General features: G+C 59.8%; 18 protein-coding genes. All 18 read left to right on the forward strand.

Annotated elements, in window-relative coordinates; all coding sequences use genetic code 11:
* The first annotated feature begins 8 nt into the window (after positions 1 to 8).
* The 18 genes from F6S08_RS07080 to recX all read left to right on the forward strand — a co-directional run bounded on the left by F6S08_RS07080 (position 9) and on the right by recX (position 12,675).
* Positions 9 to 341, forward strand: a complete 333-nt coding sequence (locus F6S08_RS07080) for a phage baseplate protein (protein WP_315871455.1) — start codon at positions 9 to 11, stop codon at positions 339 to 341.
* Positions 338 to 1,333, forward strand: a complete 996-nt coding sequence (locus tag F6S08_RS07085) for a baseplate J/gp47 family protein (RefSeq protein WP_315871456.1) — start codon at positions 338 to 340, stop codon at positions 1,331 to 1,333. The genes F6S08_RS07080 and F6S08_RS07085 overlap by 4 nt, the downstream gene beginning before the upstream one ends.
* On the forward strand, positions 1,330 to 1,959 hold the full coding sequence (locus F6S08_RS07090; protein ID WP_315871457.1) for a phage tail protein I: 630 nt from the start codon (positions 1,330 to 1,332) through the stop codon (positions 1,957 to 1,959). Before F6S08_RS07085 ends, F6S08_RS07090 begins: the two co-directional genes overlap by 4 nt.
* Positions 1,960 to 3,390, forward strand: coding sequence for a phage tail protein (locus F6S08_RS07095; RefSeq protein WP_315871458.1), 1,431 nt, complete (start codon positions 1,960 to 1,962; stop codon positions 3,388 to 3,390).
* Between the two features lie 3 nt (positions 3,391 to 3,393).
* The gene (locus tag F6S08_RS07100; protein ID WP_315871459.1) at positions 3,394 to 3,954 is read left to right on the forward strand and encodes a DUF4376 domain-containing protein; all 561 of its coding nucleotides are present in this window, start codon (positions 3,394 to 3,396) and stop codon (positions 3,952 to 3,954) included.
* An 87-nt stretch (positions 3,955 to 4,041) separates the two neighbouring features.
* Positions 4,042 to 4,233, forward strand: a complete 192-nt coding sequence (locus F6S08_RS07105) for a hypothetical protein (protein WP_315871460.1) — start codon at positions 4,042 to 4,044, stop codon at positions 4,231 to 4,233.
* Positions 4,234 to 4,235: 2 nt separating this feature from the next.
* Entirely contained in the window at positions 4,236 to 5,402 is a 1,167-nt protein-coding gene (locus F6S08_RS07110; RefSeq protein ID WP_315871461.1) for a phage tail protein, read from the forward strand.
* Entirely contained in the window at positions 5,402 to 5,908 is a 507-nt protein-coding gene (locus F6S08_RS07115; protein WP_315871462.1) for a phage major tail tube protein, read from the forward strand. The genes F6S08_RS07110 and F6S08_RS07115 overlap by 1 nt, the downstream gene beginning before the upstream one ends.
* 50 nt (positions 5,909 to 5,958) lie before the next feature.
* Positions 5,959 to 6,531 (forward strand): phage tail assembly protein, encoded by a 573-nt coding sequence (locus tag F6S08_RS07120; RefSeq protein ID WP_315871463.1) that lies wholly within the window; start codon positions 5,959 to 5,961, stop codon positions 6,529 to 6,531.
* 128 nt (positions 6,532 to 6,659) lie between these two features.
* Positions 6,660 to 7,799, forward strand: a complete 1,140-nt coding sequence (locus F6S08_RS07125; protein ID WP_315871464.1) for a hypothetical protein — start codon at positions 6,660 to 6,662, stop codon at positions 7,797 to 7,799.
* Positions 7,799 to 8,182 (forward strand): phage tail protein, encoded by a 384-nt coding sequence (locus F6S08_RS07130; RefSeq protein ID WP_315871465.1) that lies wholly within the window; start codon positions 7,799 to 7,801, stop codon positions 8,180 to 8,182. Before F6S08_RS07125 ends, F6S08_RS07130 begins: the two co-directional genes overlap by 1 nt.
* Positions 8,175 to 8,387 (forward strand): tail protein X, encoded by a 213-nt coding sequence (locus tag F6S08_RS07135; protein WP_315871466.1) that lies wholly within the window; start codon positions 8,175 to 8,177, stop codon positions 8,385 to 8,387. The genes F6S08_RS07130 and F6S08_RS07135 overlap by 8 nt, the downstream gene beginning before the upstream one ends.
* Positions 8,388 to 8,396: 9 nt before the next feature.
* Positions 8,397 to 9,407: a contractile injection system protein, VgrG/Pvc8 family gene (locus tag F6S08_RS07140; RefSeq protein WP_315871467.1), complete on the forward strand. Its 1,011-nt coding sequence runs from the start codon at positions 8,397 to 8,399 to the stop codon at positions 9,405 to 9,407.
* Positions 9,408 to 9,429: 22 nt separating this feature from the next.
* Positions 9,430 to 9,987, forward strand: a complete 558-nt coding sequence (locus F6S08_RS07145) for a glycoside hydrolase family 19 protein (protein ID WP_315871468.1) — start codon at positions 9,430 to 9,432, stop codon at positions 9,985 to 9,987.
* Positions 9,975 to 10,475, forward strand: coding sequence for a lysis system i-spanin subunit Rz (locus tag F6S08_RS07150; RefSeq protein ID WP_315871469.1), 501 nt, complete (start codon positions 9,975 to 9,977; stop codon positions 10,473 to 10,475). The genes F6S08_RS07145 and F6S08_RS07150 overlap by 13 nt, the downstream gene beginning before the upstream one ends.
* Before the next feature lie 81 nt (positions 10,476 to 10,556).
* Complete coding sequence (locus tag F6S08_RS07155) at positions 10,557 to 11,057, forward strand: CinA family protein (protein ID WP_065926515.1); 501 nt, start codon at positions 10,557 to 10,559, stop codon at positions 11,055 to 11,057.
* A gap of 83 nt (positions 11,058 to 11,140) precedes the next feature.
* A complete protein-coding gene (recA, locus tag F6S08_RS07160) occupies positions 11,141 to 12,199 on the forward strand; it encodes a recombinase RecA (protein WP_065926514.1) in 1,059 nt (352 codons plus the stop codon).
* A gap of 8 nt (positions 12,200 to 12,207) precedes the next feature.
* Positions 12,208 to 12,675, forward strand: a complete 468-nt coding sequence (gene recX / locus F6S08_RS07165; protein ID WP_012722522.1) for a recombination regulator RecX — start codon at positions 12,208 to 12,210, stop codon at positions 12,673 to 12,675.
* The last annotated feature ends 205 nt before the right edge of the window (positions 12,676 to 12,880 follow it).

The following is a 12,880-nucleotide window of genomic DNA, read 5'->3' on the forward strand; positions in this document are numbered from 1 at the left end:
GATTTGCCATGATCGGAATCGATAGGAACACCGGGGCAGCCGTCGATGACTGGCTGCAATTCGTACAGCGTGCCACCCGAGCGCTGACCACCCCCTTGGGCACTCGCCAGAAGCGCCCGTTGTACGGCTCGATGATCCCGCAACTGCTCGGCCAGAACCTTGGCGATGACCTGTTGATCCTCGCCCAAAGCCACGCCGCGCAAGCGTTCTACAACAGCCAGAACGGCATTGTCGACTTCCAGCCCCAGGTCATCGTCGCCACCCGCCAGGGCGCCGGGTTATTGCTGCGTTTTGCCGGCACCTGGAAAAACCGCCAACAATCCTTCGAGGTCGTGACATGAGCATGCTGATCCCAGGCCAGAACCAACTGGCGGAGCCGGCGATTATCGCGGTCGATGAGTTCGAACCACTGCTGGCGGAGTTCAAGGCGTTTGTCGTCGACTACGTCGCCATCCGCGCGCCGCACAGCGCGGCCAGACTCAAGGTCAGTCTCGATAACGAAAGCGAGCTGTTGACCCTGGCCCTGGAAGCGTTTTGCGTACGCCTGCAAACCCACGAACGCAAATATAACGCCCGCATCAAGCAGATGCTGGCGTGGTGGGCCACCGGCAGCAACCTGGATGCACGCCTGGCCGATATGGGCCTGGAGCGCCAGGTGCTGGACCCCGGCGACCCGGCCGCTTTTCCACCGGTGCCGCCCACCCTGGAAAGCGACGACGACGCGCGTCTGCGCTATTACCTGGCACCCCATGCGCCGGCTGCGGGCTCGCGTATGCAGTATCGCCGCGAAGTGTTCACCCTTGGCGAGCGGCCGTCGGTCAAGGTGCAGAGCGCCACGCCGGGCGTGGTGACCGTAAGCTACACCTTCGATCCGGACGGCTACGCGGCCCAGGTCAAGGATGGCAGCGGACGGCGCACGGCGCCTGGCGAAGTAATGGTCACCGTGCTTTCAAGGGAAGGAGACGGCACGCCGTCCGCCGATTTGCTTGACGGCGTGCGTCGACATTTCGCACGGCCCGATGTACGCCCTGAGACCGACTTAGTCACCGTCCAAGGCGCACAAATCCTGCCGTACAAAATTCGCGTGGTGGCCAGGATCAACGCCGGTCCGGATTCCGGACTCACCCAAGTCGCCGCGCAGAAACTGCTGCAAGGCTATGCAGAGTCCTGCCATCGCCTGGAAGGCCGTGTGGACCCAAGTTGGATCGACTATGCGATCCACAGCGCCGGCGCCGCGCAGCTGCAGATCCTCGAGCCGCTGGCGCCGATCATCAGCACGGCATTCCAGGCCCCGTATTGCAGGGGCGTCGAGGTGGAGGTGCGCACGCTATGAGTGAACCCAAAGCGAGCTTGTTGCCTGCCAACAGCTCACCGCTGGAGAAGGCTTTGGATCTGGGGTTTGGCACGTTGCTGGAGCGGGTCACCCCACCGTTTCCCGAACTGATGGACCCGGATCGTACACCCGCGGCGTTCTTGCCTTACCTGGCGGCGGACCGGGCGGTCAACGAGTGGAGTGCCACAGCCCCTGAGGTCGAGAAGCGCCTGACCGTCAAACTTGCCTGGCCCACCGCGCGCCGGGCCGGCACCCGCCAGGCCTTGGAAAATGCCGCCAAGGGCCTGCAACTCAGCCCTGAAGTGCTTGCCTGGTATGCGCAGAAACCGCCGGGCGTGCCCTACAGCTTTGCCGTACGGGCCTGGACCGAATTGCCCTACAGCGAAGCCATCGATGCCCGACTCGACCGCCGCCTGGCCGATGCCAAAAGCGAACGCGACATCCTGTCGATCTCCGTGGGCCTGAGCGCCTTCGGCCGCCACAGCATTGGCGCCGCCACGCTGTGCGGCGAACTGACCACGATCTACCCAAACGTGCTGGCGGGCGTCGAGGCCTCGGGCCGCGCCTTTATGGCGGCCGGTCTGTACAGCGTCGAAACCACCACCCTTTATCCACAGGAGCACTAAATGGCTGACTATTACACCCTGCTCACGAATGCGGGGATCGCCTACGAAACCGCCTGCAAGGCGGCCGGCGTGCCGATCAAACTGGCGCAGATTTCCGTCGGTGACGGCAACGGTGCCGTCTACAACCCCGACGCCAACGCCAAGGCGCTCAAGCGCGAAGTCTGGCGTGGGCCGCTGAATGCGCTGTTCCAGGATGAAAAAAACGCCAACTGGCTGATGGCCGAAGTCACCATTCCATCGGATGTCGGCGGGTGGTACGTGCGGGAAGCCGGACTGTGGACGGACACCGGGATCTTGTATGCCGTCGTTAAATATCCGGAGTCGTATAAGCCGGTGCTGGCGACATCGGGATCGGGGAAAGAGTTTTATATTCGCTCAATCTTTGAGACCAGTAATGCGTCGATCGTGACGCTGCTGATTGATGACACGGTGGTGAAGGCAACTCGGGCTTGGGTGATGGACTACCTGGCGAAGGGGACGTATTCCAAGGCTGAGATTGAGGCGATGATTGCCAAGGCTTCGGCGTTGCCGGTTGGGGCCGTGATTGCGTTTCCAGTCGACAAAGTTCCGGTGGGCTTTTTGGAAGTTGACGGTAGCGTCCAGAGCGCCGCGGCTTACCCTGATCTGGCGAAGCTTCTTGGGGGAGTTTTCAATAAGGGTGACGAAGGGGGGGGCAATTTTCGACTACCGGAATCGCGTGGTGAGTTTTTGCGCGGGTGGGACCATGGCCGCGGAGTTGATGCCGGGCGTGCGATTGCTAGTTGGCAAGAGGATATATTCAAGTCCCACACCCATCGAATGCAATATGGGAGCTATGCAGGCGGAAGCCTTGGGGCGCCCGGGTATCAAACAGTAGGTGTTTTATCAGCCGTAGGGGTAGAAGCGACAGGCGGTGGTGAGACCCGCCCGCGAAACCTCACGGTGGTTTGGTGCATCAAGGCTTGGAGTGCGCCGATCAATCAGGGAAGTGTTGATATTGTCGCGCTTGCATCGCTAGCTGCTCAGGCGACTGAAATCGCCCAGGGTACTGCCAAGGTGGCTACTCAAATTCAGGTTGATGCTGGAGCGGACGACGCTACTTTTGTTACTCCCAAAAAGCTCAGAATGGGGGTGGCGTTTCTAGCTGCAGCCAATGGCTATTTGGCGCTACCCACTTGGCTAGGGGGGATAATCTTTCAGTGGGGTGTTACCGCTCGTCCTGCTTCTCCGGCAGATGCGGCAGTAACTATTAGCTTCCCGCTAGCTTTTCCGAAGGAGCTTTATCACATAAGTGGAAGCATTCGAGGATCCAGTGGCGCGGTAGGTGACCCTAATCATTTTTTCAGTACTTCCTTCACGCAGTCACTGACATCTTTTGTATGTTGGTTCGACGCGATTTCGGGATCTTATGATTCACTCGCCACTGCGCGCTGGTTTGCGATAGGGAGGTAACTCATGAAAGTTTTATACAGTCTGGACACAAAAGGTTTTTATAACACTGCCGTGCACGCTGATATCCCCGCGGACTCCATTGAGGTTTCACAAACGGAGTATGAGGAGTTGCTTGAGGGCCAGTCGTTTGGAAAGTTGATCACGTCAAACTCATCTGGAAAGCTTCAGTTGTCTGCTCCACCAGAGAAGAAAAAGGATTGGCCCTCCGAAATCGCGTTGGTTCGTTACAGCCATGAATTGTCTGGTGTTTCTGCTGAAGGAATAGACATCCTGACGGATCGTGATACTCAGGGAAAACTGACGGCCTGCGCTTTCAGGGCTCAGCGAAGTACGGGTTACTCCGTAGATTGGAAACTAGCGAATGGTTCATTCGTGACTCTTTCCGCCAACGAAATACTCCGCGTTGCTGAAGTTGTCGATGACTATGTTCAGGCCTGCTACTCACGGGAAAAGGAGTTGCTGTCGATCTTGGCCGAAGGAAATTTTGAAGAGTCGATGCTCCTTGAAGGATGGCCTGATAAAGCGTTATTAAAGTCGGCAAAAGTTGACTCAGACACCGCATAAACGCCCCGCACTCTGGGGCTTTTTAATGACCATAAACAACACCAAAAACCGCTCCCGCGGTTTTTTTTCGTCTGGAGATTCTCTCTTATGTCTACCCGCCAAACCTACACCGTCCTCATCCCATTCCCAACCGGAGGTGGCCATTGGTCCACCGTCGGCGAGGAACTGGACCTGCTGGACGTCGAAGCATCCGCCCTGCGCACCGCCGGCCGCCTGGAACTGACCAGCGTCCTCAACGCCACCCCGGCCAAAAAGGCCACCACCAAGAAGGCTGACTAACCATGGCTGAGGTTCTGAACTTCGAGCACAACGGCATCACCGTCAATGCCACCGAATCCCCCGAGGCCATGGGCGGCCTTGGCGACAACGTGATCGGCCTGGTCGGCACCGCGCCGAATGCCCATGCGTCGATCCCGAAAAACGCGCCGTTCCGTATCAACAGTTTCACCACCCATGCGCTGCTGGACCCTACCGGCGCGGAGTCTGGCACGCTGTTCCACGCGGTCTACCAGATCCTCAAAGTGGTCAAGGTGCCGGTCTACGTGGTGATCGTGGAAGAGGGCGCCACCCCGGCGGACACCCTCAACAATGTAATCGGCGGCAACGAGCCGGTCACCGGTCGCAAGTTGGGACTGGCGGCACTGGCCAGCGTGCCGGAAGACCTGACCATTATCGGCGCCCCAGGCTTCACCGGTACCAAGGCTGTGGCGGGTGAGTTCGCGGCCTTCGGCAAGCGCATCAAGGCCCGTGTAGTGCTGGATGGCAAGGACGCGGCGGTGGCCGACCAGGTGACCTACAGCGGTGAACTGGGCGGTGCCGACCTCGGTTTCGACCGTTGCCTGCTGGTGCACAACATGCCGTCGGTGTACTCCAAGGCGGCGAAGAAAAACGTGTTCCTTGCGCCGTCGTCCCTGGCGATCGCTGCGCTGGCCAAGGTCAAGCAGTGGGAAAGCCCAGGTAACCAGGTGACGTTCGCCGAGGACGTTTCCCGCGTGGTCGAGTACAACATCCTCGACACCTCCACCGAAGGCGACCTGCTCAACCGTTACGGCGTGAGCTACTACGCCCGCACCATCCTCGGCGGTTTTTCGCTGCTGGGTAATCGCTCCATCACCGGCAAGTTCATCAGCTATGTCGGCCTGGAAGATGCCATCAGCCGCAAGCTGGTCAAGGCGGGCCAGAAAGCCATGGCCAAGAACCTCACCAAGTCCTTCATGGACCAGGAGGTCAAGCGTATCAACGACTGGCTGCAAACCCTGGTCGCCGACGAAACCATTCCCGGCGGCAGCGTGTACCTGCACCCGGAGCTCAACAGTGTCGAGAAGTACAAGAACGGCACCTGGTTCATCGTCATCGATTACGGCCGCTATGCGCCGAACGAACACATGATTTATCAACTCAACGCCCGCGATGAAATCATCGAGCAGTTCCTGGAGGACGTTCTCTAATGTTTACCAACCGAGTCAGACAGGCCATTGCGGCCACCCTTCAAGGCCTGCCGTTGTCCGCGACGGTTGAGGAATTCACTCCGCCGAAGATTGAATTCGACATGGAGCCCATGTCCGGCGGGCGCTTTATCGCCGAGGAAATGGCCAAGAGCGGCAAGGTGCTCAATGCCACTCTGGTGCTGCAAGGTGCCGGCCCGGAAATCATGCTGGCCCTGGGCGTACGCCTGGGTGATGACATCCTGCTGAACGTGCGGGAAGCCGGCCAGGATCAGGACGGCAAGACCTACTTCACCTATCACACGGTCGGCGGCAAGCTGAAATCCCTGGTCGAAGCCAAGTTGAAGATGGGCGACAAGGCTCTCACCACGCTTGAGCTGTCCTGCCGCACTTACAACCGCCTGGAAAACGGCATCCCGGTCATCGACATCGACGTGCGCACCCAGAAGTTCGTGCTCAATGGTGTAGACATCCTCGGCGATGCCCGCCGCGCGGTGCTGATGCCGTAACTCCCCGGGGGCGGGCGTGCTCGCCCCTTATTTGATCAAGGAATTGCCACATGGCCTGGATGCCACCGCTGCACCTCCTGCTGTCTCCGATCACCGCCGACACCGGCGCGACGATCCAGCAGGTGCAACTCAAGCCGCTGTACTACGCCGCGCAAAAAGAAGCGCTGGCCCGGGCCGGTGACGACGAGGACGATCAGTTTTTCGAACTGGCGAAACTCGCCACCGGCCTGTCGGAAAAAGAGCTCGACCAGCTCAAGCGCCCGGACTACGTGACCATCGCCCAATACGTACATGAGATGTCGACGCGCCCTGCGTCCTTTTTCCTCGGTGAGGCTGAGCAATCGGCCCACGACCAGCCGGTCCAATTGCTGCTGCCCCTCGAGGCTGCGGGTCGCAGCCTCACCGTTCTGCCCCTGGAAATGCCCGCCCTGCGCGCCACCAAGGTGATGAAAAAACTCCCCACCAACAAAGAGCGCGCCGAGTTCATCACTGCGCATTGCACCGGCTTGATGATCCCCGACCTGGCCGGCCTGACCGTGCCCGACTGGACGCAGCTGCAGGAGCGTATCGACGATTTTTTAAATCAACCGGCGGCCTTCTTTCGCAACGCGACATCGATGTAATCCTCGATGTGGTGCCGCTGGTGTATTCGGTCAATGAAGCGGAGATCCTTGCTTGGGACGCCGCAAAAGCATTACGCCGCTACGACATCGCGATCACTCGGCTTGGCGTTAAACAGGAGTAGAGCGGGATGCAAGAGACTAAATACGGGATCAAGCTCGCCCAGGAAGACCTGCGCTGGATGTTCGGCGAGGCGGATCTGGGCAATGCACTCGCCCCGTTTTCCACACGTGCTGTGGCGCCTGTAAGCCTGGAGGCTGCATCGCACCCGCAGTTTATGCTCGGCTCTACGTTGGCCACGCTGAGTGTGGATATCAATGCTCTGACGCAGGAGCAAGTGCGGCTGCGTGAGACGTTGGAAACGCTTAATAGTACGTTGTTCATCAACAGCAATTCTTTGGCACCGAGAGAGGTCGATGTCGCCGCGGGCGCGTTGAAAAATGAGCCGAAGGCGCCGCCTGCCGATCCTTCTGCCGACGCGGGCAAGTCGGCCTTGGACACGTTATGGGACTCTGCCAAGAGCAAAGCCGCGGATAAACTTATTGATCTTGCTATCGACAAGATTGGCAAGATGATCAAAGGCCGTAAAAAAATCGGTGGGCGCGGCTCACCGCTTCGTCGTGTGTCCGAACGCACTGGTAACTGGGTAGGGGGCTCGCAAATGGGCTTTCATTCGGGAGCCCCCTTGCAAGGCTTGCAGTCCTTCGTGGGTGCAGTGCCCAGTTCGTCGAATATCCCCGCCAGTGGACTAACCGGAGTACTTGCCAAACTTGAGTCAACCGGCGTTCGCCGACTTGGCCCTCTGAAATATGCCGCCGTCGCCACTGACGTGATCCAAGGTGTCCGCAATGGTGACGCAAAAGCCGTCGGCTCAGGCCTCAGCACCGCCGGTGGCGCCTGGGCCGGTGCCTCCGCAGGTGCGGCCATTGGCACAATGGTTTTTCCCGGTGTTGGTACTGCTGTCGGTGGTGCAATCGGTGGTTTGCTGGGCAGTGAGGCGGGAGCCTGGCTCGGTAACCAATTGCTCGGCTCAAGTGATCGCCTGCCAACGCCTGGTGCGGTGAGCAAGGAACTCAGCGGTGCGCGCACGGACAACGTGCAAGTGACCCTCGCCCCGAGCATCCAGATCACCGGTGTAAACCCCGCCGATGCCCAGCAGGTCGTCAACCAGGTGATCCAGGCGCTGCAATTTCAGTGTCTGCCGATGCTCAGCGACGCCCTCGGCATCCGACGTAATGCGGCACTGGCCGATTCTCCTGGAGGTGACTGATGCGACAACAAATGGTGCTCGGCGACTTTATTTTCGGCTTGTCTCGAGGGTTTGCCTATTCCTCGTTGGTCCGTGCCAGCGACGGCGGCTGGAGTGACCTGGCGATTATTGCCAGCAAGTCGCAGTCGCGGCAGAGCGGTCAGAAGCTGGAAAAACTCACATTCAGCGGCACGGCCATGTACGGCGTAGGCATGCAGCGCCTGGACCAATTGCGCGCGCTGCAAAATGCGCGGGCGCCGTTGCCCCTGGTTGACGGCATCGGCCGTAACTGGGGCTTGTGGCGGATCAATTCGATTGTGGAAACCCAGAGCAATGTCATCGATGACGGCACCGCCATGGTCATGGCCTGGACGCTGGAGTTGGAGGAATTCGCCAATGCGTAGAGTACGAAGTATTGCCGGTGATTCGGTCAACCTGTTGCTTTATCGCGAGGTGGGCCGTTGCGACGACACGGCGGAAGAAACCCTCTGGCGCCTGAACCCCGAGCTTGCCGAATATGGCCCGGTGCTACCGGCCGGCGTGTGGGTGATCGTGCCTGAAATGCACGCTCGGCCGGGGGCTGTGCGATCCGTTTTGGCCTGGGATTAAGGAGGCGGCATGGCACAGGGATTTACGCCTATCGTGGAGTTTTATGGCGCCAACGCGGCGCTGCTCAATCAACGCCTGATGCGCTGGAGCCACACCGACGCCGCGGGCATTGAGACCGACCGGCTGGAGCTGACCCTCAATATCGAGGGCCTGGACGGCCTGCCCACACTGAACGGCAGGATCGGCTTGCGTGCCGGTTACCTGGAATCGGGGTTGGTGGAAAAGGGCGAGTTTGTCGTCACCCAACGCACCCCGGTGCTGTTTCCCATGCGCTTGATGATCGTGGCCACCGCAGCGCCCTTCAGCGTGGTCGATGCAACGGGTTATCGCCAGCGTCGATCCGCCAGTTACGGTCCGACCACCCTGGGCGCGCTGTTTCGCCAACTGGTCAGTCGTCACGGTTATTCACCGCGAGTGGCGCCGGCGCTGGAGGGGATTGCGATCACGCATATCGACCAGTCCAACGAAAGTGACATGGCGTTCATTTCGCGCCTTGCCCGACTCTATAGTGCGGTCACCAAACCGTTTAACGAACTCTATGTGTTGGCCGAAGCCGGGCGAGCCAAATCGCTCTCCGGCCAGCTGTTGCCGGAAGTGAAGCTGTCCGTGACGGATGACAATCGCCCCGATGAACAGAGCTTCATCACCGCCAAGCTCGACGAAAAATCCCGCTCGAAATACCAAGGCTGCCGTGCCAGTTGGTGGGATGTCTCCGCCGGCAAGCAGCGCGTCGTCCAGGTGGGGAATGCACCGTTCAAAACCTTGCGCCAACGCTACCAGAACGAAGCCGAAGCCCGCGCCGTTGCCGAAGGTGAACTGCGTCGTGTGGGGCGTGAAAATTTGAAGTTGCTGATCGATTGCCCGGGCAATCCATTGTTGGCCGCGGAAGGCCTGTTAGTGCTGGATGAGAGCTGGCCGTCCTATATGCAGGGGCGCTGGTCGATAAAGCAGGTGGTTCATGTCGGCGATCCGGCGACGGGATACCGCAGTTCGATCACGGCCGGTGGGTTGTCGATATAGCTACTTTTCGAGAGTAAAACCAATGGTGATAACACTCCCCCAGCTGCTTGACGTTATGCCGGATGCCCGCCTTAGAGCGGGCGTTTTTTTAATGCCCTTGAATGCGGCTTTCGTTCGTTTCGAGATCAACTGTGCGAAGCGCATCGCCGCCTTCCTCGCCCAGATTGGCCACGAATCCGCCGAACTGCGTTACGTCCGTGAACTGGGCAGCGATTACTACCAGAGCAAATACGACACCGGCAGCCTGGCCGCGCGCCTGGGCAATAGCCCCGAAGCGGATGGCGATGGTCCTTTGTACCGGGGGCGGGGGCTGATCCAGATCACCGGTCGGCGCAATTACCTGGCCTGCAGTCAGGCGTTGTTTGGTGACGATCGTCTGTTGCGTGAGCCGATGTTGCTCGAGCAACCCCAATGGGCGGCTGAGTCGGCCGCCTGGTTCTGGCAGGTCAATGGCCTGAATGAGCTGGCCGACAAGGACCAGTTCACCACCATTACACGGCGTATCAATGGCGGGCTGAATGGGCTGGAGGATCGCTTGCGGCTGTGGGCGCGGGCGAAGGCGGTGTTATGCGTTTCCTAGGGGCCTACCAACTGATCGGTGCTTGCCTGTTGGTGGCGGTGACCTGGCAGGTCCAGGCCTGGCGCTTGGGGGTACAGCTTGAGCGCCAGGCTTCTGTCCATGCACAGGCGCTCAGCCAGCAAAGCCAGGCGGTCTTGCATCAACAACAGGCTGAACAGGACAAACGGCTGGCCCTGGAGCAACAGCTCAGTGCCAGCGACCAACACCATGCTCGGGAGTTGAGCGATGCCCAACGTAACCAGGCTGCTCTGCGCGACCGTCTGGCCACTGCTGATGTGCGGTTGTCAGTCCTTCTCGACGCCACCGAAGCCGCCGATGGCTGCGCAGTGCCAAGTACCACCACCACCGGCGGCCTGGTTCATGCAGCCGCACGAGCCCGACTTGACCCGGCGCATGCTCAGCGAATTATCGGCATCACCGATGCCGGCGACCAAGGACTGATCGCCTTGCGCGCTTGCCAGGCGTATGTGCGCGCTGTCGCCCGCTAATCTCTTGTTCCAGTCTGTCGCTTGCATGAGCGATTTGCTCCTGTAGGGTAGGCAAACCCCCGCCCACTTCTGGAGACCGTCGTGAAGGAAATCACTCAACTTGCCGCTGACCTGGGCCGCCGCCTGCAGATGCTCAATGCCCACGTCACCACGGCCGAATCCTGTACCGGTGGCGGTATCGCCGAGGCCATTACGCGGATCCCGGGGAGTTCGGCCTGGTTCGAGGCGGGGTATGTCACCTATTCCAATCGGCAGAAGACCCGGCAGTTGAATGTGCCGGAAACCTTGTTTCCAAAGGTTGGGGCGGTCAGCCAGGAAGTGGTGGAGGCCATGGTGCGCGGCGCCCAGGAGAAAAGCCTGGCGCGCTTTGCCGTGGCGGTCAGCGGTGTGGCGGGGCCCGATGGTGGTTCGGTGGACAAGCCGGTGGGCACCGTGTGGCTGGCCTTTGGCGTTGGCGAGGAGGTCACGGCCGAGCTTGCGCACTTCTCCGGCAACCGCGATGAGGTCCGCCGACAAACGGTGAAGGCCGCGCTGGAGGGCTTGTTGCGACGAGCTGCAGCAGAAATAGAAAATCAGGGGTAGGCGATCTCCGATCTTTGTGGAACAATACTGTCTACTTATACAGGTGTTGGCCGTCAGGCCTTATTGATTACGTGAGGACTTTAATGGACGACAACAAGAAGAAAGCCTTGGCTGCGGCCCTGGGTCAGATCGAACGTCAATTCGGCAAGGGTGCCGTAATGCGTATGGGCGATCACGACCGTCAGGCGATCCCGGCTATTTCCACTGGCTCTCTGGGTCTGGACATCGCGCTCGGCATTGGCGGCCTGCCAAAAGGTCGTATCGTTGAAATCTACGGTCCTGAATCTTCCGGTAAAACCACCCTGACCCTGTCGGTGATTGCCCAGGCGCAAAAAATGGGCGCCACCTGCGCGTTCGTCGACGCCGAGCACGCCCTGGATCCTGAATACGCCGGCAAGCTGGGCGTCAACGTTGATGACCTGCTGGTGTCCCAGCCGGACACCGGTGAGCAAGCCCTGGAAATCACCGACATGCTGGTGCGCTCCAACGCCATCGACGTGATCGTGGTCGACTCCGTGGCAGCCCTGGTACCCAAGGCTGAAATCGAAGGCGAAATGGGCGACATGCATGTGGGCCTGCAAGCCCGCCTGATGTCCCAGGCGCTGCGTAAAATCACCGGTAACATCAAGAACGCCAACTGCCTGGTGATCTTCATCAACCAGATCCGCATGAAGATCGGCGTGATGTTTGGCAGCCCGGAAACCACCACCGGTGGTAACGCGCTGAAGTTCTACGCGTCGGTCCGCCTGGACATCCGCCGTACCGGCGCGGTGAAAGAGGGTGACGAGGTTGTGGGTAGCGAAACCCGCGTCAAGGTCGTGAAAAACAAAGTGGCTCCGCCTTTCCGCCAGGCTGAGTTCCAGATTCTCTACGGCAAGGGTATCTACCTGAACGGCGAGATGATCGACCTGGGCGTGCTGCACGGCTTCGTCGAAAAGTCCGGTGCCTGGTATGCCTACAATGGCAGCAAGATCGGTCAGGGCAAGGCCAACTCGGCCAAGTTCCTGGCGGACAACCCGGACATCGCTGCCACGCTTGAGAAGCAGATCCGCGACAAACTGCTGACCCCAACACCAGACGTGAAAGCTGCCGCCAACCGCGAGCCGGTTGAAGAAGTAGAAGAAGCCGACACTGACATCTGAAATAAACGATGACCGTTGTACTGGATACACTTGTCGCCGTTCGGCGCACCGCAATGGACCTGCTCGCTCGCCGCGAGCATGGTCGAGTCGAGCTGACGCGTAAACTGCGTCAGCGCGGTGCGGAACCTGAGATGATCGAAACCGCCCTTGACCGGTTGACGGAAGAGGGGCTGCTTTCGGAATCCCGTTATCTCGAAAGTTTTGTCTCCTACCGAGCCCGGTCCGGCTATGGCCCGGCGCGTATTCGCGAAGAGCTGAGCCAGCGCGGTTTACAGCGCGCTGATATCGACCTTGCCTTGCGTGAGTGCGGTATCAGTTGGCAGGCGCAGTTGGAGGACACCTGGCGCCGCAAATTCTCGGGTCATCTCCCCATTGATGCCAGGGAACGCGCCAAGCAGGGACGCTTCTTGAGTTATCGCGGTTTTTCGATGGAAATGATCAGCCGCTTATTAAGTGGCCGAGACATGGATGACTGAACACCTTGTTGTGCGGTGAACGGCCTTGTTGTGTGGTGAATGGGCTTGTTATGGCGAGCGGGCTTGCTTGTGGTGAGCGGGCTTGCCCCGCGCTGGGCTGCGAAGCAGCCCCAATAACCTCACCTTCGATCTAAACCTGAAACACCAAACCTGAAGCCCCCAAAAAAGGCCCGCTATGAAAATAGCGGGCCTTTTTGCGTTTCTG

The sequence above is a fragment of the Pseudomonas sp. JV449 genome, assembly GCF_032424295.1.
Taxonomy (GTDB): Bacteria; Pseudomonadota; Gammaproteobacteria; order Pseudomonadales; family Pseudomonadaceae; genus Aquipseudomonas; species Aquipseudomonas marginalis.